Source organism: Streptomyces sp. NPDC033229 (genome assembly GCF_055576875.1).
The window spans coordinates 12,716-33,213 of sequence record NZ_JBVIQR010000028.1 but is presented as its reverse complement, the minus strand read 5'-3'; the positions used below and the strand labels follow the sequence as shown (position 1 = coordinate 33,213).

Annotated in this window: 16 protein-coding genes and 1 pseudogene; 15 read left to right on the top strand and 2 right to left on the bottom strand. The window is 71.0% G+C overall.

Annotated elements, in window-relative coordinates:
- Nucleotides 1-134: 134 nt before the first annotated feature.
- Complete coding sequence (locus ACZ53N_RS23710; protein ID WP_469142814.1) at nucleotides 135-1,583, bottom strand: amino acid permease; 1,449 nt, start codon at nucleotides 1,581-1,583, stop codon at nucleotides 135-137.
- A 154-nt stretch (nucleotides 1,584-1,737) separates the two neighbouring features.
- On the opposite strand from ACZ53N_RS23710, the gene ACZ53N_RS23705 reads away from it, so the two are divergent.
- Together ACZ53N_RS23705 and ACZ53N_RS23700 are read left to right on the top strand one after the other, a co-directional pair.
- Nucleotides 1,738-2,226: a ribose-5-phosphate isomerase gene (locus tag ACZ53N_RS23705; RefSeq protein ID WP_365370578.1), complete on the top strand. Its 489-nt coding sequence runs from the start codon at nucleotides 1,738-1,740 to the stop codon at nucleotides 2,224-2,226.
- A 159-nt stretch (nucleotides 2,227-2,385) separates the two neighbouring features.
- Nucleotides 2,386-3,189 carry an Fpg/Nei family DNA glycosylase gene (locus tag ACZ53N_RS23700; RefSeq protein ID WP_469142813.1) on the top strand — a complete coding sequence of 268 codons (804 nt, stop codon included), beginning with the start codon at nucleotides 2,386-2,388 and terminating at the stop codon, nucleotides 3,187-3,189.
- A gap of 22 nt (nucleotides 3,190-3,211) precedes the next feature.
- Here the strand turns inward: ACZ53N_RS23700 and ACZ53N_RS23695 are convergent, their stop codons facing one another.
- Nucleotides 3,212-4,459, bottom strand: coding sequence for a GNAT family N-acetyltransferase (locus ACZ53N_RS23695; protein ID WP_469142812.1), 1,248 nt, complete (start codon nucleotides 4,457-4,459; stop codon nucleotides 3,212-3,214).
- 170 nt (nucleotides 4,460-4,629) lie between these two features.
- Between ACZ53N_RS23695 and ACZ53N_RS23690 the strand changes: the two genes are divergently transcribed.
- From ACZ53N_RS23690 to ACZ53N_RS23630, 13 genes and pseudogenes are all read left to right on the top strand, one after another.
- Nucleotides 4,630-5,769 (top strand): PP2C family protein-serine/threonine phosphatase, encoded by a 1,140-nt coding sequence (locus tag ACZ53N_RS23690; RefSeq protein ID WP_469142811.1) that lies wholly within the window; start codon nucleotides 4,630-4,632, stop codon nucleotides 5,767-5,769.
- Between the two features lie 190 nt (nucleotides 5,770-5,959).
- On the top strand, nucleotides 5,960-6,292 hold the full coding sequence (locus tag ACZ53N_RS23685; RefSeq protein ID WP_469142810.1) for a hypothetical protein: 333 nt from the start codon (nucleotides 5,960-5,962) through the stop codon (nucleotides 6,290-6,292).
- Nucleotides 6,293-6,311: 19 nt separating this feature from the next.
- Entirely contained in the window at nucleotides 6,312-6,626 is a 315-nt protein-coding gene (locus ACZ53N_RS23680) for a pore-forming ESAT-6 family protein (RefSeq protein WP_469142809.1), read from the top strand.
- 44 nt (nucleotides 6,627-6,670) lie between these two features.
- Nucleotides 6,671-7,054 carry a DUF6507 family protein gene (locus ACZ53N_RS23675; protein WP_469142808.1) on the top strand — a complete coding sequence of 128 codons (384 nt, stop codon included), beginning with the start codon at nucleotides 6,671-6,673 and terminating at the stop codon, nucleotides 7,052-7,054.
- Complete coding sequence (locus tag ACZ53N_RS23670) at nucleotides 7,051-9,747, top strand: hypothetical protein (protein WP_469142807.1); 2,697 nt, start codon at nucleotides 7,051-7,053, stop codon at nucleotides 9,745-9,747. The genes ACZ53N_RS23675 and ACZ53N_RS23670 overlap by 4 nt, the downstream gene beginning before the upstream one ends.
- 37 nt (nucleotides 9,748-9,784) lie before the next feature.
- Nucleotides 9,785-10,558: a hypothetical protein gene (locus ACZ53N_RS23665; protein WP_469142806.1), complete on the top strand. Its 774-nt coding sequence runs from the start codon at nucleotides 9,785-9,787 to the stop codon at nucleotides 10,556-10,558.
- 166 nt (nucleotides 10,559-10,724) lie between these two features.
- Nucleotides 10,725-10,895 carry a hypothetical protein gene (locus ACZ53N_RS23660; protein ID WP_469142805.1) on the top strand — a complete coding sequence of 57 codons (171 nt, stop codon included), beginning with the start codon at nucleotides 10,725-10,727 and terminating at the stop codon, nucleotides 10,893-10,895.
- Between the two features lie 373 nt (nucleotides 10,896-11,268).
- The gene (locus ACZ53N_RS23655) at nucleotides 11,269-11,805 is read left to right on the top strand and encodes a hypothetical protein (protein WP_469142804.1); all 537 of its coding nucleotides are present in this window, start codon (nucleotides 11,269-11,271) and stop codon (nucleotides 11,803-11,805) included.
- A 39-nt stretch (nucleotides 11,806-11,844) separates the two neighbouring features.
- A pseudogene (locus tag ACZ53N_RS23650) lies at nucleotides 11,845-12,147 on the top strand (hypothetical protein); the annotation flags it as partial.
- Nucleotides 12,148-12,310: 163 nt separating this feature from the next.
- The gene (gene eccD, locus ACZ53N_RS23645) at nucleotides 12,311-13,708 is read left to right on the top strand and encodes a type VII secretion integral membrane protein EccD (protein ID WP_469142803.1); all 1,398 of its coding nucleotides are present in this window, start codon (nucleotides 12,311-12,313) and stop codon (nucleotides 13,706-13,708) included.
- Between the two features lie 17 nt (nucleotides 13,709-13,725).
- Nucleotides 13,726-14,892, top strand: coding sequence for a MinD/ParA family ATP-binding protein (locus tag ACZ53N_RS23640; protein ID WP_469142802.1), 1,167 nt, complete (start codon nucleotides 13,726-13,728; stop codon nucleotides 14,890-14,892).
- Nucleotides 14,889-18,893: a type VII secretion protein EccCa gene (eccCa, locus tag ACZ53N_RS23635; RefSeq protein ID WP_469142801.1), complete on the top strand. Its 4,005-nt coding sequence runs from the start codon at nucleotides 14,889-14,891 to the stop codon at nucleotides 18,891-18,893. The genes ACZ53N_RS23640 and eccCa overlap by 4 nt, the downstream gene beginning before the upstream one ends.
- Before the next feature lie 16 nt (nucleotides 18,894-18,909).
- The gene (locus tag ACZ53N_RS23630; RefSeq protein WP_469142800.1) at nucleotides 18,910-20,337 is read left to right on the top strand and encodes a DUF6177 family protein; all 1,428 of its coding nucleotides are present in this window, start codon (nucleotides 18,910-18,912) and stop codon (nucleotides 20,335-20,337) included.
- Nucleotides 20,338-20,498: the final 161 nt, after the last annotated feature.

The following is a 20,498-nucleotide window of genomic DNA, read 5'->3' as shown; positions in this document are numbered from 1 at the left end:
GGCCCATAGGGCGGACACCCCCCGGCGGCGCCTCCGCCGCGGCCGCGCATACGAAAGCCGCGCATACGAAACGGGCCGGGCCCGCACCCCCTGGTGAAGGGGGGTGCGGGCCCGGCCCGAAACGCGAGAGGAAACTACTTCGTGGCAGCCGCCCCGATCTTGCGGCGGCGGTCCAGGACGATGCCGATGACCAGGACGATCACACCCAGCAGCGTCGAGAGAAGGACCTGCTGACGGTTGTCGCCACCGTCGTAGACCATGTAGCCGAGCACGAAGGTGATCATGCCGATGGTCAGCCACGTCAGGTACGGGAAGAGCCACATCTTCACGACGTGCCGCTCCGGCGTCTCACGCTCGATGATCTTCCGCATCTTCAGCTGGGTGAAGCAGATCGCCAGCCAGACGAAGAGGGCCACCGCACCGGAGGCGTTGAGCAGGAACTTGAAGACCGTGTCCGGCCACATGTAGTTGAAGAACACCGACAGGAAGCCGAAGACGACCGAGCCGAGGATCGCGGCCCGCGGCACGCCGTTCGGGCGGACCTGGGCGAACGCCTTCGGGGCGTCACCTCGCTGGCCGAGGGAGAAGGCCATGCGGGAGGCGGTGTAGAGGCCGGAGTTCAGGCACGAGAGCACCGCGGTCAGCACGATCACGTTCATGATCTGGCCGGCGTGCGGGATGCCGATCGTGTCGAGGGCGGCGACATAGCTGCCCTTCTCGGCGATCTCCTTGGAGTCCCAGGGGAGCAGCGAGACGACGACGAAGATCGAGCCCAGGTAGAAGACGCCGATGCGCCAGATCACGCTGTTGGTGGCCTTGGTGACCGCGCGCTGCGGGTCCTCGGACTCACCGGCGGCCAGGGTGACGATCTCGCTGCCCATGAAGGAGAAGACGACCATCAGCACACCGGCGAGGATCGCGCCCGGCCCGTTGGGCATGAAGCCGCCGTGCGCGGTGAGGTTGTCCAGCCCCGCGCCCGGGTTGTCCGAGCCCGGCAGCAGACCGAACACCGCGAGCCCGCCGATGATGACGAACGCGGAGATCGCGACGACCTTGATGCCGGCGAACCAGAACTCGAACTCACCGTAGGAGCTGACCGAGCCGAGGTTGGTCGCGGTGAGCACCACCATGACGATCAGCGCCCAGGCCCACTGCGGCACGGCCGGTATCCAGCCCTCGAGGATCTCGGCGCCCGCGGTCGCCTCGACCGCCAGCACGACGACCCAGAAGAACCAGTACAGCCAGCCGATGGAGAAGCCGGCCCAGCGGCCCAGCGCCCGGTCGGCGTAGGAGGAGAAGGAGCCGGAGGTCGGATTGGCGGCGGCCATCTCGCCGAGCATCCGCATCACGAAGACGACCATCGCGCCCACGAGCGCGTAGGAGATGAGGATGGCGGGGCCGGCGGCGGCGATGCCGCTCTTGGAACCGACGAAGAGGCCCGCGCCGATCACGCCACCGATGGCGATCATGGACAGGTGGCGGTTCTTGAGCCCGGCCTTCAGGCCGTCCTGGCCGGACGCGGGGCCCTGGCCGGGATCGCCGGCCGTCGGCGCCTTCGTCATTGTCGGCGGTGTCGCGCTCATAGAACGTTTCCTTTGGTTCTCGGGTTTCGAGCTTCCGCATTAGAACTTTTTGCAGGTGTCTTTCGGAAGACCCGAATCCGTATCGTTGTATTCACGGGGTAACCCCCGGCCCCGACGACGAGTGCCCCCCGAGAGTCGTGCCACACTCGGACGCATGCGCGTGTACCTCGGCTCCGACCATGCCGGCTACGAACTCAAGAACCACCTCGTCGAGTGGCTCACGGCCCAGGGCCATGACCCCGTCGACTGTGGACCGCACATCTACGACGCCCAGGACGACTACCCCCCGTTCTGCCTCCGCGCCGCGGAGCGGACCGCCGCGGACCCCGACAGCCTCGGGATCGTGATCGGCGGCTCGGGCAACGGCGAGCAGATCGCCGCGAACAAGGTCAAGGGCGTCCGGGCCGCGCTGGCCTGGAGCGAGCAGACCGCCGCCCTCGGGCGCGAGCACAACAACGCCAACGTGATCAGCGTCGGCGGCCGGATGCACACCCAGGAAGAGGCGACGAAGTTCGTCGAGATCTTCCTCGCCACGCCGTACTCGGGTGAGGAGCGCCACACGCGCCGCATCGAGATGCTGAGCCGGTACGAGAGCACCGGCGAGCTGCCGGAGATCCCCGCCCACCACCCGCAGCAGGGCTGATACCCCTTTGTCCTCAAACGCCGGACGGGCCGGATAAGCCCGTCCGGCGCTTGAGGACACAGCGCAGCAGCCCGTCCGGCGTTTGAGGACCGGGGGCCCGGGGCAGCGCCCCGGTCTTGAAGCCGCACCAGTCAACGCGACCCGTCCGGAGGACAAGCCGTGCCCGAGGGGCATACGATCCACCGCCTCGCGGCGGACCACCGTGACCTCTTCGCGGGCCGACCGGCCCGGGTGAGCAGCCCGCAGGGCAAGTTCGCCGACAGCGCGGCCCTGCTCGACGGCCGGGTGCTGGAGAGTGCCGAAGCCCACGGCAAGCACCTCTTCCTCGGCTTCGCCGCGACCGGCTGGGTCCATATCCACCTCGGCCTCTTCGGCAAGCTCGGCTTCGGCACGGGCCAGGCGCCGCCGCCCACCGAGACCGTCCGACTGCGGCTCGCGAACCCCGGTGCCTACGCCGATCTGCGCGGGCCCACCACCTGCGCCCTGATCACCGACGGCGAGAAGCAGGCGATACACGACCGGCTCGGCCCCGACCCGCTGCGCTCCGGCGACGACCCCGACAAGGCGTGGCGGCGGATCTCCAGGAGCCGCACCACGATCGCCGCGCTGCTCATGGACCAGAAGGTCATCGCCGGGGTCGGCAACGTCTACCGCGCGGAGGTCCTCTTCCGGCACGGCGTCGACCCGTACCGCCCCGGCCGCGATCTCACCCGGTCCGAGTGGGACGCGATCTGGGCCGACCTGGTCGCTCTGATGCGCGAGGGCGTGCGGAACAACCGGATCGACACCGTCCGGCCCGAGCACATGCCCGAGGCCATGGGGCGCCCGCCGCGCGTCGACGACCACGGCGGCGAGGTCTACGTCTACCGCCGGGCCCACCTTCCCTGCCACATCTGCGACGGCGAGATCCGTACCGCCGAGCTCGCCGCCCGCAACCTCTTCTGGTGCCCCACCTGTCAGTGACCGGCCCGGTCGGCCGGGCGGTTCAGAACCCGTGCGGCAGCCAGGGCGCCACCGCGGCGCCGAAGGCCGAGGACGCCTCCTCCAGCGCGGACGGCCGCAGCTCCGTCACCCGGCCCGCGCCCGCGAGCGAGGTCAGCGACACCCCGCCCAGGTACGCCGTGCCCAGCTCCCGTACGGACAGGGCCAGATCGGGTGCGTCGTCGGTGCGCTCGCAGGACGCGCCCTTCGCGTCACCGGTCAGCCGCCAGCGCCCGGCGTTCCAGGGACAGAAGTCGTCCTCCACCTCGAACACCACGTCCACCGGCGTCCGGTACGTACGGGCGGACAGCGCCGCGCCCACGTCGACCAGCCGGACGTGGAGCGAGTCCCGCACCCCGATCTCGCAGCGCCGGATGTCGGTCACCAGGTGCAGCAGCGGGTCGTCGACGGGACGGTTCGTCGTGGTGACCCGCGTCGTCAGGTCGATCTCGGTCAGGAAGCGCCACAGCGCGGCGTACGCCTGCGGGGTCAGCGCCTCCAGATCGCGCAGGACCACCGAGCCCTTCGGGCCGGCCAGGTCCCAGTCGGCGCGCACCGCGTAGCGCGCGTAGCCGACCACCTCGCCGTCGGCCTCGGCGAGCACGCACTGGAGCGGTGAGGCCCCTTCGCGCTTGTCCGCCGGGTCGAGCAGCGGCTGCTTCTCCCAGCCCGGCTGCCGGACCAGCATGCCCGGACGGGCGGCTACCCGGCGCGCGTAGACGGCCTCGCACGCGTCGCGCGCATCCTCGGGCTTCGAGTAGCGCAACCGCACGCCCTGCGCGCCGTCCGACGCGTCGGTACCGGGTGGCACCGTGACCCGCACCCGGGTGGTGTCGATGCTCGCGTGCAGGCTGTGCGTCGCGGCCCCGTAGCCGAACCGGCCGTAGATCACGGGCTCCGAGGCGGTCAGCGCGGCCAGCGGCTCGTCCCGGGACCGGACGTCGTCGAGCAGGCGCCGCATCATGTCCCGCAGCACCCCGCGCCGGCGGTGCGTCGGCCGGACCCCCACCATCGTCACGCCGGCGGTGGGCACCGCCTCACCGCCGGGCACCGTCATCCTGAACGCGAACGAGCCCGCCGTACCGATGATTTCATCGCCGTCCCAGGCGCCGAAGGAGCGGTCGAAGCACGTCAGCTCCCGCCACAGCGCCCGCTCCTCGGGGGCGTCCGCCGCCCCGCCGAAGGCCAGTTCCAACGTTCCGTACCACCGGTCCCAGTCGGCAGGACGCAGCACCCGTAATTCCGTCGTCATGCCCCATGCCTAGCAGCGCGTTCCCGGCCCGCGCGAACGAATTTCGCATAGGCTGTTGCCTTCCGAGTCGTTCCCGAGGCCCTCTGGCGGCACACCGGTGCCTTCCGGCGGACGTGTCGGCGCGGCGTGAATCGACGCACCGCCGAATGGGTGGATAAGGTCCCGATGCAATGACTGGCGGCGCGGAGACCCCGACGGCCCGGATGCGCAAAAGACTGCACCGGGTCCGCACGAGTGTGCGCAAAGCCGGTGTCGACTATTTCCGCGGCGACGGCTCCGACTGGCTGGCCCTGACCGCCCTGCTGCTCGCCGTCCCCGCCCTCACGTTCGGCACCGTGGCCAACCCCGAGTGGTGCGACCCCGCCGCGCTCGTCCTGCCCATCGTGGCCGGTGGGCTGCTGCTGCGGCCCGCGAGCCTGCTCGGTCTCTACGCGGCCTCGGCCGCTGCCCTCATCGTGGAGTCGGCGGCGCTGGACGACCCCGGCTCGTACGGCGCCGACCGGGTCACCCCCGGCACCATCCTCGTCGTCGCCGCGGTGGGCTTCCTCGGGCTGCTGATCGCGCAGTTCCGCAGCCGCGTCGGGGTGCCCTGGCGGCGCGGCGGCACGATGCTCTTCGACCTGCGCGAGCGGATCCGGGTCCAGAGCAAGCTGCCGAAGCTGCCGCGCGGCTGGCACCGGGAGATGGCCCTGCGCCCGGCCGGCGGCCAGTCCTTCTCCGGCGACTTCGTCGTCGCCGCGCGGACCAACGGCGGCCGCACGCTGGAGGTCGTCCTCACCGACGTCTCCGGCAAGGGCATGGACGCGGCCTCCCGCGCCCTGCTGCTCTCCGGGGCCTTCGGAGGCCTGCTGGGCTCCCTGCCGCCCCCGCAGTTCCTGCCCGCCGCCAACGCCTATCTGCTCAGACAGGACTGGGACGAGGGCTTCGCGACCTCCGTCCACCTCGTCCTCGACCTCGACAGCGGCGACTACGAACTGCTCTCCGCCGGCCATCTGCCGGGGCTCCAACTCAGCGCGGGCACCGGCCGCTGGGAGGAGAAGGCCGCCGAAGGCCCCCTGCTCGGCGTCTACGACGGCGCGCGGTTCGACCCCGTCAAGGGCACCCTACGCCCCGGCGATGTCCTCATGCTCTTCACCGACGGCCTCGTCGAGACGGCCGACCGGGACCTGACCGAGGGCATGGACCGGCTCACCGGGGAGGCCGACCGCTATGTCGCCTGCGGCTTCCACGGCGCCGCCTGGCACCTCATCGAGGCCGTCGCCAAGGACGTCAATGACGACCGGGCGCTGCTGCTCATCTGCCGCGACTGACCCCGCTTTGTCACAAGCGCGTGACAAGCGGGGTTTGTTGTGCGACGAATGCCACTTCTGAGTAACAGCTATGCGGAAGCGACCCCTGCTCACGTTGCAGGCGGCAATGAGGGGTTGATAGACATGGCACGCCAGTGCGGGCCGTGGATGTTCGAGCGGCCTGTTGTGAGAGGTGACCGGGGGTGAGCTCGTGAAGTTCGATATGGGTAACACGGCGTTGACGGGACTGATGTCCCGTACGCAGGGTTCGAGTGATGATCTTGGTGGTCTGATCCGCCAGCTGATCGCCGCTGCCGCACCGTTGGAGGGCAAGTTCAACGGTTCGGGCAAAGTGGCCTTCGATCAGTTCAAGGAGCACTCGGACGATGTGACGGCCGCGCTGAACGGCTCGCTGCGCTCGATCCTGGGTGGTCAGTCGGGGATGGACACGTCGTTCGGTCAGGGTGACCAGGAATCGGCGGACAACGCGAAGCAGCAGATGGCGGCGGCGAACTTCGACGCGGCTCGTTTCTCGGGCCGCTAGGAATACGGGGGTAGTTGACATGGGTGGTACGGGTACGGACCGGCGGAGTTACGACGTCGGCGCCTCGACCGAGGTGCAGGGCTCGCTGGCGGGCATCATCGGCCGGCTGGAGACGGTGCTCGGCGAGCGCGAGGCGGCGGTGAAGGCGGCGATGGCCGACTTCCAGGCCGACGGCGTCTCGGACGAGTACCACGGCAAGGAGCAGCGCTGGGACAAGGCGGCCGCCGAGGTCCGCTCCATCATCACGCTGCTGCGCTCGACGATGGAGAAGAACGACGGCACGGCGCACCAGACGCTGGCCAGGGCCAAGGCCGCCGTCGACAACATCGGCTGACGCCGGGGCACCGGAAAGAAACGTTTTACAGAACGGGGGGCATCGTGTCCAAGTGGGACATCAAGCCGGATGGCGTTCGTGGAGTCCTGAACAAGACCGCCGAGGCCGGCGGCAAGTTCGAGGAAGAGTTCAAGTCGTACGGCGAGCACTTGGTGGGCGCCGCGACCTACGCGGGCACGATGGTTCTGGGCGGGACCGAGATCCCCAAGGGCGGTGCGTTCGGCCCCGTTGCCCAGGCTCTGCAGGAGTTCCAGCAGAAGACGGAGAACGACCTGAAGTTCCTCCCCGTCCGGACGGGGAAGTCCATCACCGGGGCGCGCCTGGCCACTGAGGAGTACCTCAAGGGCGACCTGGAGATGGCGAAGAACAAGCAGGAGGAGTACTCCAAGGCTCCGACCCCGGAAGAGATGAAGGGCCCCAAGAAATGATCGACCTGGGGAAGATACCGACCTTCACGGGCAATCTGGAGACCTTGGAGACGCATGCGTCCCAGCTGAAGACGACTGCCTCCAGCATTCGCGGCACGGGCAAGAACGTCCATGAGGCCTTTCAGGCGCTGGATCCGGTCTATGACGCTCCTGAGCAGGAGCACCTGCTCAATTCGACGATTCCGGTGCGGGACAAAGCGGATGAGTTCGCGAAGAAGCTGGAGTCCGTCAGCAGTGCGCTGTCGACTTTCGCGTCGACCGCGAAGCCGCTCGTCGACAAGATGAAGCAGCTGCGCAGCGACGCCGAGAAGTTCGTCGCCGAGAACAAGGACGACGACGACTGGCAGAAGGACCAGGGCAAGATCGACGAGAATGCGCGTCTTGTCCGCGAGGTCGGCACGACCTGGGTGGCGTTCCAGGGCGTCGAGCGTGATGCGGCCAACAAGATCACCACGTTGGTCGGCGGCACGCATTTCGTCGTCGACGACGGTTCGCACAAGGCCGGCATGTACGGCTTCAAGGAAAGCGACGTCAAGGACGCCAAGGAAACGCCTTGGGGGACGGTCGACGAGCGCGAGTACACGGGTCTGCGGGCCGCGTGGGAGTGGACGAAGGACAACGTCGGCGGCGCGCTGAAGGGGTTCTTCGTCGACGGTGTCCTGGGCACCCTCAAGGGCCTCGGCAGCATGGTCAACTTCTTCGACTGGGACAACTTCAAGAAGACCTGGTCGGGTATCGGCGATGTCTTCGGTGGTGTCAGCGCGTACATCATGACGCCGTACGACTGGGCGATGGACAAGATGTTCGGCCCGGTCGACCACAGTGACACCGACAAGCAGAAGGCAGCCCTGCGCAACTTCGGCAAGTCGATGGTCGCGTGGGACGAGTGGGGCAAGGATCCTTCGCGGGCGTTCGGGACGGTGCTGTTCAACGGCCTGACCCTCGGCTCGGGCTCGTTGCTCAAGCTCGGCAAGGCCGGGAAGCTCGGTGTGGCCGGGGAGGCCGCGACCGTGATGGGCAAGGCGGGGGCGCTCGTCGACCCGATGAGCTACCTCGGCAAGGCGGCGGGCGTCACCAAGCTCAAGGTCGGCGACTTCATGGAGGGCCTGAAGGCCAGCCAGGCGGGCCTGGACGACATGGCCCGCAACGTCCCCACGGGCACTTCGCCGCACCCGACCGAGGTGAACGCGCCTTCGGCCCACGCGGGGGAGGGCTCGTCGACTCCGTCCCACGCGGGTGACGGTTCCTCGACTCCCTCCCGCACTGGCGAGGGCTCGTCGACGCCTGCTCACACGGGCGATGGCTCTTCGACTCCGTCCCACACGGGCGAGGGTTCTTCGACTCCCGCCCACACGGGCGACTCGTCGTCCACGCCTGCCGGCTCCGGTGAGAAGACGCCCGCCGGCCGTGAGTACGTCGACCCCGACGGCAACACGTACGTCGTCGGCGAGGACGGGCACATCCGGGACACGAACGGCAACGTCGTTCCCGACAAGGAGCCTCACCCGGAGCCGCACAAGGACGACCTGCCCAACGTCAGCGAGCACGAGACCGCTCCGGTCAAGGAGAAGGTGCTCGAGGGCGCGGGCGGCCCCAGCCGCGTGGAGAACTCCGCGAACCACCCGACGGGCTCGGCGCACCCGGGCGACGGGGCACACCCGGCGGGCGGCGACACCACGCCGAACACGCCGTCCACGGGCGGACACGTCGCGGACCACTCGACCGGCGGCGGCTCGGGCACGGGTGGGGGCTCGCACACTCCGTCGGGCGGAGGCGGCTCCCACACGCCGGGCGGTGGCGGCGCGGGGCACGGCACCGGCGGCCACGGCGAGACGCCGGGCACGGGTGCCGGCGCCGGCGGGCACGGCGGCTCGGACGGTCCCGGCGGCTCGGGCAAGGACTCCGGTCCCGCCGATTCGGGCTCCGGCTCGGACAAGGGCTCGGGTACCGGTCCCGGCGCGGGCGCGGGTCACACCGGCGACTCCGGCACGGGCTCCGGCTCGGGCGCAGGTGACTCCGGTTCCGGCTCCGGTGACTCCGGCTCGGGCGCAGGTGACTCCGGCTCCGGTTCGGGTGACTCCGGCTCCGGTTCGGGTGATCACACGCCGCCCGGCTCGTACAAGCCGGGTCCCGCGGAGGAGATCCCGCCCCTCAAGCGTCATGACGCGGACTTCTCGGACACCCACAACAACAAGGGCCAGCGCAAGAGCTACCTCAACGAGGACGGCGACCTCGTACCCGCCAACCCGCACGGTGACGCGACGATCGTCGACCACATCGTGGGGCGCGAGCCGAAGAAGTCGGAGAGCCCTTACACCTCGACCAGTGAGGACGGCGCCAACGCCAAGGACTACGGCGGCCAGAAGATCCAGATCGACCTGCCCCGGCTCGTGGACGACATAGCCAAGGGCAAGGTCAAGGGTGTGGAGGTCTACTCGCCGAGGGAGGTCGAGGCGGCGATCCAGCAGGCTGCCGACAAGGTCGCCGGTCGGCCCGTGGACATCACCGTCCCCCGGGACACACCGCACCCCGAGATCGATGCGAGGGCCGCCGAGATCGCCAAGGAGCTCGGCCTGGGCAAGGCCAAGACGAAGAGCCTCGCGCAGCGCATGAAGGACATGATGCACACCCGCCGGGATTCGGAGTGGCTCATCAAGGGCGTCGTGCCGCGTGACTACATCAGCGGACCGTGACGACGACCGACGGGCGGAATGCGAAAGGATGCCACTCATGACCCGCTTCAGTGAATTGCTCGGCACGGATTTCGATGGCGAGCCGACGACGGATATCGAGGACGTGCTCTTCGGGGCTTTCGACGAGCCCCGGCACCGGGACCGCGTGCCCGGACTCATCGAGCTGATGAACGATCCCGCCGAGCCGGAGATCGAGCGTTTCCTGGCCTGCGTGGCGCTGGCGACCTGGGGCGAGACGGCCGGTTACGAGGCGGTCATCCGGGCTGCCGCGGACCCCGAGGGCACGCCTTGGTACGACTTCTCGGTCGACCGCAAGTTCTCCGTCGACAGCACATTCGCGCAGCTCGCGGACGCGGTGGCCGACGGGGACCTGGCGCGGGAAAAGGGAACCGAGGAACTGCGCGTGGAGGCGGCCCGCGCCTTGGTGCGGCTCGCCGACAGCCAGTACTTCGAGGACAAGCTGGGCGAGTTGTTCGACAACGCCACGCTGCGGGCGCTGCTGGACGACATCAAGGAGGTCGTCGACCGGGGCGTACGGTCCCTGGCGGCGGGTGAGAAGCGGCTCTTCGACCTGCCCACCCAGCTGGTCGACCTGGCCAGTGCGGTGACGGTTCTCGATGGCCCCCTGGGCGTGGAAATGGCCATGAAGGTGCTGAACGTCAGCTCCTCCCCCCGCACGCTGAACCATGCCGTCGCCATCGTGTACCGCGCCAAGGGGCCGGAGGCCCGGCAATTCGGTGAGTACCTGCTGACGGTCGGCGACGAGAAGGTACGCGCGGAGGTCCGCGAGACGCTGGGCCGCGCCGAGTAGGACGGCTTCAGCCGAAGCGGCCGTAGGGGGGGCGGCGGCCGATGCACCGCTACGATCGCGGCCTACCTGCGCGGCGGCCACGTGCTCTTCGCCTCCCTGGGCGTGGTGGACGACGTGCTGGGGTCGGGCGAGAGCATCCTCGGTGGTGGTTCCCGGTTCACCGACGGTGAATGGGTATGGCGAGGAGATCTCTGGTTCTACGACCACTTATCACCTCGCCCTGCCGGACGAGTTCGTCACACGGGCCCGTGCGGCGGGCTTCCAGATGCCTGCCGTCGGGCAGGAACGCCTCATGGAGCTGACGGACGCGGTGCCGGAGCTCCGGGCGACGAAGTAAACGTGGCGAATGGTGATGCGGTGACCCCTGAATCCGGCTGTGAATTCAGGGGGCACTCTTGCGGACGCGGCACTCCCGGGCCGTCAGGATTCCTCCGGACCAAGGCCGTACTCGCGGCTTGAGAGGGCCCGGCCTGTGAAGGTGGGGATGGAGGGGAACGGAGCCCGAGCCCCCGGCTCGCGCGGTTCATGATCATCTGTTGAGGTCGGCGACGGAGGGGGCCGATCGCCGTCGGGTGGTGAACTACCGCCCGGCTATGGGCGGAATGTCGACGGCGCTTTGCGTTCCCCCGGCAAAAGTTGATAGGCATGGCAGCCGGCGTGTGTCATGACCGCGCCGTTCCAACTTGCAAATGAGTGATTCGGGGGATTTCGTGGCGACTCCGCCGCAGCAGCAGCCTTTTCCGGGGCAGCAGCCCTTCCAGCAGCAGCCCGGTTTTCCGCCCCCGCAGGGCCACGCCCCCCAGCAGGGCTGGGATCAGCAGGGCGTGCCGCAGCAGGGATTTCAGCCGCCTGCGGGGCAGGCGCACTGCCGGCTCTGTGGTGGATTCCCCGCCGTCGAGGCGACCGTGCGCGGGCATCAGGGCATTCTGATCATGATGCGGTTCCTGTCCCTCAAGGGCCCGTTCTGCCGCAATTGCGGAACGGCCGTGTGGCGCGACATGACCGGAAAGACCCTGCTCCAGGGCTGGTGGAGCCCGCTGTCGCTGGTCCTTCTGACCCCGTTCACCCTGCTGTGGAACCTCTTCGTCAGGGTCAAGATCAACAAACTCCCGCCGCCCGTTCCCGGGCAGCCGGGTATGCAGATGAATCCCGGTGTGCCGCTGCGGAAGCGGCCCGCCGCGCTGGGGTTGCTGATCCCGGTGTCCTGGCTGCTGTTCATGGCCTTTCAGATCGCCCGGGGTTCGTAGGTCCATACCGGCTCGCTGAGCCCGGCCGATCGGGGAATGATGGCGAAGGATTACGACAGTCAGCTGCTGGAGTCGGTGTCGGTACGGCGTCGGCGTATGCGTGATGCGCTGCTCTACGGTGCCCAGCGGGCCCGCCGTACGGCGGACGAGAAGCTCGGCAAGATATTCGCGGGGATCGCCGTCGCGGCAGTGCTGTGTGCCGGTTGTGTGGGGTGGTCGTTCATCCAGCACACCCTGGCCAAGCAGAAAGAGCAGCAGAAACAGCAACAGCAGCGCTATGCGCCGCAGGTGACCCCGTCACCGTCGTTGTCGCCTTCGCCGTCCGCCTCGCCGCACGCGAAGTCTGCGCACACGAAGTCTTCCGTCTCGCATACGAAGCCGTCGGCGTCGCGTACGAAGTCTTCAGCCTTGCAGGCGAAGCCCTCCGCCTCGCATACGAAATCGGCGAAAAGCCCGAAAGGAACGCACAAAGTGACGGAGCCGGCCCAGTGATAGGTTCTGCCGCGTGGTAAATGTGGGGGACAAACAGCGTACGGAATTGAGCAGGATCACTCTCGTCGGCGACCGCCGGCGCGTGGATCTCGTGCTCCCCGCGGACGAGCCCATCGGGCGGCTTCTGCCCGATGTCCTGCGGCTGTTGGACGACAGGGTCGGTGAGCGACCGGCCGCCCGGCATCTGATCACTGCTGAGGGAACGGTTCTTCCGCAGGACGGGACTCTCGCCGAGGCCGCCGTGCCCGACGGTGCCGTGCTCCGGCTCGTCCGCGTGCACGACGCGCCCTCCGCCCCCGTCGTGCACGACGTCACCGACGAGCTCGCCGAGGACCTGGACGTCCGCGCCTGGCGCTGGCGGCCCGAGGCCCGGCGGTGGACCGCGAGCCTGGCGACGATCGTGCTGGCCGTGACCGCCGGTGTGCTCGCGCGCACCAGCCTCGGCCCGGCCTCGGTGGCGGCCGCTCTCGCCGTGACGGCCGCGCTCGTCGCGGCCGTCGGCGCGGTCGCCGCCCGGATCGGCACCCGGGCCGGCCGGCGCGACCGGACGGCAGGCCAGGCCGGTCAGGCAGGCCGCGACCTCGGCACCACCCTCGTGCTGACCGGTGGCGCGCTGGGCGTGCTCGCCGCGTGGACCGCCGCCGACGCGCACGCCTGGACCGGGCCCGCGCGGCTCGCCGCCGTGGCCGCCGCGATCACCGTGACCCTCGCCCTCCTCGGACTGTTCTCGCAGCTCGGCAAGGGCGGCCTGATCGGCGCCGGAGCCGTCGCCCTGACCACCGGGGTGTGGGAGGCCGTCGCCGCGTTCCAGCACGACACGGCACGCGTCGGATCCGTCATGGCCGTCGTCTCCGTCGTCGTCCTCGGCCTGCTGCCCCGCCTCGCGCTGATGGCGGCCGGGCTCACCGGACTCGACGACCGCCGCTCCGGCGGCGCCTCCGTCAGCCGCCACGAGGTCGAGACCGCCCTGGCCGCCACCCACCGCGGGCTGGTCCTGGCCACGGTCGCCGTCGCCGTGTCCGCCGCGGCGGGCGGGCTGCTGGCCGTCACCTCGCCCTCGTGGTGGACGGTCCTGCTCGCGTCCGTCGTGGTGGTCGTGCTGCTCTCCCGCGCGCGTGCCTTCCCCCTGATCGCCGAGGTCGTCACGCTGCTGGCGGCCGCCCTGGTGCTGCTCGTCCGCCTCGTGGTGCTGTGGATCGACCACCTCCCCGGCACCCCGTACGGGCCGCTGGCCGCGCTCTGCGGGGTGGCGGTCGTGCCGCTCGCCGTGCTGGCGGTCCGGCTGCCGGAACACGTCGGCGTCCGGCTGCGCCGCGCCGTGGACCTCGTCGAGACCATCGGCGTGATCGCACTGTTCCCGCTCGCGGTCGGGGTGTTCGGCGTCTACGTACGTCTGCTCCACCAGTTCTGAGCTCCAGGAGAGACCGCATGTCCCAGGACGACTGGCAGGGCGACGTACTGCGCAACCTGCGCAACCTCACCAACGAACCCGGTGAACCGGATCGGCCCGGCGATCCGGCCCGGCCCGGGGAACAGGCCGGCCGGCCCCCGGCCGCGGCCGCCGACGCGCCTTCGCGGGCCGAGGTGCCGGGCCGGGCCGAGGCGCCGGGCCAAGCCGTTACCGACGCCCGCCCGGCGCCCGCCCCCGCCCCCCGGCCCCTGCCCACGCCCGTCACCATGGAGCTCCCGCTCCCCGACGAGCTGGTCAAGGGCAAGCCGCTCAGCGGGGACACCGCCGCCAAGCGGACCTCCCGCTCGCTGCGCCGGCTCGTCGGCTCCTCGGCCACCCGCGAGGTGGAGGAGGCGACCCGCGTCGCGCAGGCGCTGCAGCAGCCGCTCACCACGGGCCGGCAGATCATCGTCACCAGCATCCGCGGCGGCGCGGGCAAGACCACTGTCGCCGCGCTGCTCGGCCGCACCTACGCGCACTACCGCCAGGACCCCGTGCTGATGCTGGAGGCCGACCCGGCGCTGGGCACCCTGCCGGCCAGGCTCGGCGTCACCAAGGTGCGCTGGACGACGAGCGACGTCGCGCAGCTCATCGACCCGTCGATGCAACTCACCGACGTCGTCGGCTACCTCGTCCAGCTGCCCGACCGGGGCTGGCTGCTGCCCGGCAGCCAGGGCCGGGTGGGCCACCGGCTGGAACTGGCCGACTACCGCTCGGTGATGGTCGCGCTGCGCCGCTACTTCGGCATCACCGTCGTCGACTGCGACAGCCTCCCGAGCGAGCTGTCCCGCACCGCCCTGGCGGCGGCACAGGCACGGGTGCTGGTCACCCCCGCCACCGTCGAGGGCATCACCAGCACCCGCTCGGTGCTGGACTGGATGGCGTCGCTGTCGCGACCCAAGATGCTGGAGGGAACCGTGGTGGTCGTCGCCGCGTCGTCCCCGCATATGACGCTTGATGTGACCGCGGCACGAGAGCACCTCCAGCTCGACGGCGTGAAGGTCCTGATGCTCCCGTACGACCGGCACCTCGCCACCGGCGGCCCGATCCGCACCGACCTGCTCGGCCAGGTCACGCGCGAGGCCGTCACCGAGCTCGCCGCCGAAGTCCTCACCCGAGCCATGAGCAGGCGAAGCAACCGATGAGCACCCGCATAGTCCACCGCCCCGCCCGCACCACCCGGCCGCTGCCCACACCCCAGGCACGCACCATCGAGCCGCCGCCCAATCTGCCCGAGGGCAAGACCGGCGGCGCCATGCACACCCTCATGCCCATCGCCGGCGTGATGAGCTCCGTCGTGATGATGACGATGGTGCGCAACAGCCAGTTCGCCGGGCTCGGCGCGATCGTGCTCCTCGTCACCGTCATCGGCTCGGTGGGCATGCTGCTGTCCCAGCGCGGCAAGGCCCAGCGCACCCGGCGCCAGCAGCGCGAGCGCTATCTGGAGTACCTGGAGGAGCTCCGCGAGGAGCTGGGCGCCGAGGAGCGTGAGCGCCGCGAGACGGCCCGGGTCCTCGACCCGCCGCCCGAGGCGCTCTACGACATCGTGCGCGACCCCGCCCGGCTGTGGGAGCGGCGCCGTCTCGACAGCGACTTCCTGCGCGTGCGCGTGGGCACCGGCCGGATGCCCGTACGCCCCCTGGACATCGGCGAGCAGGGCAGCAGCGTCCTCACCCCGCCCGACCGATTCATGCTCAACGAGGCCGGGGCGCTGAAGAATCGATTCTCCACAGCCACCGACCTGCCCCTGACGGTCCCCCTCGACCGCGCCGGCAACGTCAGCGTCGTCGGCGACCGCGAGGGCGTCCTGCGTGTCGTCCGCGCCCTGCTCACCCAGACCGCCGTCGCCCACGCCCCCGACGACGTCGCCATCGCCCTCGCCTGCCCCGGCGACCGCATGACCGACTGGTCCTGGCTCAAGTGGCTGCCCCACACCCTCGACCCCGACGAGCACGACGGACCCGTCAGCGCCCGCCGCATCGCCCCCGCGCTCGCCCAGCTCGCCCGGCTCATGAACCGGGACCTGCGCGCCCGCGCCTCCTACGCCGCCGAGGTGCGCCGCGGCCTCTCCGGCAAGGACGCCCTGGAGATGACCGGCCGACTGCTGGTCGTCAGTGACGAGTACGGCGAGGACGCGCACGAACTGCCCCGCCCTGACGACGCCGTGACCCTGCGGGACATGGGCGTCACCGTGCTGCACCTGGTGGCCGAGCGGGTGCAGGAGCCCGGCCAGGTCTCCCTGCGCATCACCGTCGACGGCGACCAGGTCCACATCGAGGACCTGCGCCCCGCCGAGCCGGTCACCTCGCACGGCACCGCCGACCGGGCCACCACCCCCGGCGCCGAGGGCCTCGCCCGCCTGCTGTCCCCGCTGCGGCTGTCACCCGAATCCCTCGTCGACGCCCCGCTCTCCGGCCCCGTCGACTTCGCCGAGATGCTCGGCGTCGAGGACCCCGCCGCCCTGGACGTCCGCGAACTGTGGCGGCCCCGCGGCGAACGCGCCTTCCTGCGCGTACCGATCGGCATCAGCGACTCCCGCCAGCCCGTCCTGCTCGACCTCAAGGAATCCTCCGAACTCGGCATGGGCCCGCACGGCCTGTGCGTCGGCGCCACCGGCTCCGGCAAGAGCGAGCTGCTGCGCACCCTGGTACTGGCCCTGGTCGCCACGCACCCGCCGGAGGACCTGGCGATGGTCCTGGTCGACTACAAGGGCGGTGCCACCTTCGCGCCGTTCGCCGACCTGCCGCACGTCGCCGGCGTCATCACCAACCTGGAGAACCAGGCCGGGCTCGTCGAGCGCGTCCACTCCTCCCTCGCCGGCGAGGTACAGCGCCGCCAGCAGGTCCTCAAGGACGCCGGGAACATCGCCGACATCGGCCACTACGCCGCGCTGCGCGAGACCCGCCCCGACCTGGAGCCGCTGCCGCACCTCTTCGTCGTCATCGACGAGTTCGGCGAACTCCTCACCGCCAAACCCGACTTCATCGACCTGTTCCTGTCCATCGGCCGCATCGGCCGCTCCATCGGCGTGCACCTGCTGCTCTCCAGCCAGCGCATCGAGGGCGGCAAGCTCAAGGGCCTGGACACCTACCTCTCCTACCGGCTCGGCCTGCGCACCTTCTCCGCCGACGAGTCCCGCACGGTGCTCGACACCACCGACGCCTTCCACCTGCCGCCCATCCCCGGCTTCGGCTACCTCAAGGTCGACACCAGCGCCTACGAGCGGTTCAAGGCCAGCTTCGTGTCCGGCCCCTACCACGGCCCGGTCGCCCGGAACGTCGAGGACGAGGGACCGGTCGTCCACCCCTACCCGGACTTCAACACCCTCGGCGAGCCCGAGACGGGCCCCGGCGAGAGCCAGCCGGCCATGCGCCACCGCAACCCCGGCCCCACCGTCATGTCCGTCGTCGTCGACCAGCTCCGCGACGCCGCCCGGCCCACCCGCGGCATCTGGCTGCCGCCGCTGCCCCGGGCCATCGCCCTGGACACCTCGGCGGGCCCGCTCCGGGCCGGCGAGCGCGGCATGCAGCTGGCCGTCCGGCCCGGCCCGCTCAAGGTGCCGCTCGGCCTCCTCGACGACCCGGCCAAGCAGTGGCAGGGGCAGTGGGTCCTCGACCTCACCGTCGCCGGCGGCCACGCCGCCGTCATCGGCGGCCCCCAGTCCGGCAAGACCACCCTGCTGCGCACCCTGGCGCTGTCCCTCGCCATGACGCACACACCGCGCGAGGTCGGCATCTACGGACTCGACCTCGTCGGCGGCGGCCTCGCCGCGCTCTCCGGACTCCCGCACGTCGGCGGCATCGCCGGCCGTGCCGACCGCGAACGCGCCGCCCGCACGGTCGAAGAGGTCCGCGGCATGCTCGCCGCCCGCGAGGAACTCTTCCGCGAGCACGGCATCGACTCCGTCGAGCGGCTGCGCGAACTGCGCGCCGAAGGCCGGCTCCCCGAGCTGTCCTCGACCGAGATCGTGCTCCTCATCGACGGCTTCGGCGCCCTGCGCGACGACTTCGACGAGCTCGACGACGCCGTCACCGACCTGCTCAAGCGCGGCGGCGGCTACGGCATCCACGTCGTCGCGGGCATGCTGCGCTGGAACGACGTCCGCATCGCCACCCAGTCCCTGTTCGGCACCCGCGTCGAGCTGCGCCTGAACGACCCCGGCGACTCCAGCATCGACCGCAAGCTCGCCGAGACCCTGGCCCCCGACGAGAAGGGCCGCGTCCTGACCGACGGCAAGCTCTTCGCCCAGACGGCGCTGCCCCGCATCGACTCCCTCGCCTCGGTCTCCGAGCTGGGCCCGGCCGTCGAACAGGCGGCCATGGTGATCCGCTCGTCCTGGTCCGGCGACGGCGCCCAGCGGGTCAGGGTGCTGCCCACCCGCATCCCCGCCGCCTCCCTGCCGTCCGTGACGTCCGAGCCCAACCGGGTGCCCCTCGGGCTCGACCAGACGGCCCTCGCGCCCGTCCTGCTCGACCTGTTCAAGCGCGACCAGCACCTGATGATCCTGGGCGACAGCGAGTGCGGGAAGACCAACCTGCTGCGCCTGGTCACCCAGGGGCTCATGGAGCGCTACTCCGACGAGGAGATCGTCTTCGCGGTCATGGACCCCCGCCGGGGCCTGCGCAAGCTGGTGCCCGAGGAGTACCGCGGCGGCTACGCCCACAACTCCCGGCTGTGCGGCGCGCTGGCCGCCGGCATCGCCACCGAGCTCGAGAAGCGCATGCCCGACGACCTCGGCGCCCAGGACGCCCTCGCGTCCGGCACCTGGTACTCGGGTCCACGCATCGTCATCCTCATCGACGACTACGACATCCTCACCACCGGCGGCCAGCAACCGCTCGCGCCGTTCATGCCGTTCATCCCCTCCGCGCAGGACATCGGCCTGCACTTCGTCGTCACCCGCAGGGTGGCGGGAGCCTCGCGGGCGCTGTACGAGCCGTTCCTGATGACGCTCCGGGAGAGCGGCACCACGGCGGTCGTCATGACCGGCGACCGGCAGGAGGGCCAGCTCTTCCCCGGCGTGTACGCGAGCGCCCAGCCGCCCGGGCGCGGCACGCTCGTGCGCCGGGGCGAGGCGACCCGGCTGATCCAGACGGCGCTCGCCGCCGCGGACGGCGACACCGAGACGACAGCCGACCACGCATGACCAGGGGGACCACCGCATGACCAAGGACGTGATCGCGCTCACCGAGCGCATGCCGGACGCCCTGAGCGTCCTGGCGGGCCTGCTCGCGGGCGGCCCGGACCTGCGGGTCGGGACCACCGGTGAGGGTGCCGTGGTCCAGCTGTGCGACGCCGAGGGCCGGCCGCTCGTCTCGATCGAGGCGCCGCTGCTGCTCCAGGTGCCGGGCGAGGCGGCCCGGCTGCTGGGGCCCGGAGCCGAGCCGTCCGGCGATGGCCCGGCATGGTGGATCGAGGCCCGCGCCACCACGGGCGTCCCCCAGGCCGAGCAGCTCGCGGGTGCCTTCGCGGCCCGGCTGACCATGCTTCTGGGCGGCCGGGTCTGGCCGCCGGACGCCCCCGGCACCGTCGGCGCGGCCCGCCCGGTCGACGTCTCGGGCGTCACGGCCGTACCGGTCCCCGCCGCCGCCCAGCCGGCCGTCGACATGCTCACCGACGAGGCCGCCGTCGTCCTCCAGGACCGCCCGGTCGTCCCGATGACGAGCTGGCTCTCCGAGGCGCTGCGAGCCACCGTGGAGAGCGACCGGTCCCTGCAGATCGTCACCCCGCCGCACTGCCGCCTCTCCCTGCCCACCCGCATGCTGCTGCAGTCCACACCCTCACGCTGGGTGGTGCAGGACGAGCGGTGCGGCTACTACGACGGGCTGACCGGCGCGGTGCTGCGCTGGCAGGACGGCGCCTTCTCCCCGGACCGGGACGAGAACGGCGAGAGCCCGGTGGCGGAGGCCTTCACCGACGTTCAGCCCACCGGCGAACGTCAGCTCATCGTCTCCTTCCGCACCCTGCACCAGCCCGAGGCGGACCTCGTGCTCGGCGGCGCCCTGGAAGCCGCCTGGCAGGCGCTGACCGGCACCCCGCCGGCCGGCTGGGGAACGTCGGAACCGGCCGGTCTGACCTGGTCGCGGCGACAGCTGACCGACCTGGCGTACGAGCGCGCCCCCCGGCCCACCTGGACGGTGGCCGTCGGCACCCCGGACCGCCCGGCCGTCGCCACCCTGCGCGTGATCCGCACCTCCGAGGGGGTGGAGGAGGACGTCACCCTCACCCTGGGCTACGGCCCCGATGAGAAGCCGCCCCTGGAGGCACTGCCGGACCTGGCCGGCGAGCTGGTGACCCGGCACGGGCTGAAGACCATGATGTGCCAGCTGCGCGAGGCGCGCCGGGACCTGAGCGCCCCGCCCCGCTTCGAGCGCCCGCCGCTGCCGTACGCCTTCGTGCTGGGCCCCGCGGAGGTCCGGGAGGCAGGGCGCGACACCGCGAGCAGGACGCCGCTGAAGGAACGCCCGGTGCGACTGGGCCCGAGCGCCCGGCCGGGCTTCTACTACCCGCTCGGCGACGGCGAGAGCGCGGAGGGCTGGACCGCTCTGGAGCAGCTCGTGCGCCATCTGCGGGGGGCGCCGCCGCTGTAGCCCCCGCCGCCGCCCCGCACCACCGCTGCGCGGCGGTGTCCTCAAACGCCGGACGGGCTGGTTGTGGCTGAGCCCAGCCACAACCAGCCCGTCCGGCGATTTGGGACGCGCCCGAAGGGCACCCGCCGCAGCAGGCGGCAAAAACCCAGCGGCTATGCCGT

Excerpts from the sequence above, each read along its gene's own strand:
- ACZ53N_RS23665 (WP_469142806.1), top strand. The coding sequence starts at position 9,785 with ATGACCCGCTTCAGTGAATTGCTCGGCACGGATTTCGATGGCGAGCCG.
- ACZ53N_RS23705 (WP_365370578.1), top strand. The coding sequence starts at position 1,738 with ATGCGCGTGTACCTCGGCTCCGACCATGCCGGCTACGAACTCAAGAAC.
- ACZ53N_RS23630 (WP_469142800.1), top strand. The coding sequence starts at position 18,910 with ATGACCAAGGACGTGATCGCGCTCACCGAGCGCATGCCGGACGCCCTG.
- eccCa (WP_469142801.1), top strand. The coding sequence starts at position 14,889 with ATGAGCACCCGCATAGTCCACCGCCCCGCCCGCACCACCCGGCCGCTG.
- ACZ53N_RS23695 (WP_469142812.1), bottom strand. The coding sequence starts at position 4,459 with ATGACGACGGAATTACGGGTGCTGCGTCCTGCCGACTGGGACCGGTGG.
- ACZ53N_RS23710 (WP_469142814.1), bottom strand. The coding sequence starts at position 1,583 with ATGAGCGCGACACCGCCGACAATGACGAAGGCGCCGACGGCCGGCGAT.
- ACZ53N_RS23640 (WP_469142802.1), top strand. The coding sequence starts at position 13,726 with ATGTCCCAGGACGACTGGCAGGGCGACGTACTGCGCAACCTGCGCAAC.
- ACZ53N_RS23670 (WP_469142807.1), top strand. The coding sequence starts at position 7,051 with ATGATCGACCTGGGGAAGATACCGACCTTCACGGGCAATCTGGAGACC.
- ACZ53N_RS23690 (WP_469142811.1), top strand. The coding sequence starts at position 4,630 with ATGACTGGCGGCGCGGAGACCCCGACGGCCCGGATGCGCAAAAGACTG.
- ACZ53N_RS23680 (WP_469142809.1), top strand. The coding sequence starts at position 6,312 with ATGGGTGGTACGGGTACGGACCGGCGGAGTTACGACGTCGGCGCCTCG.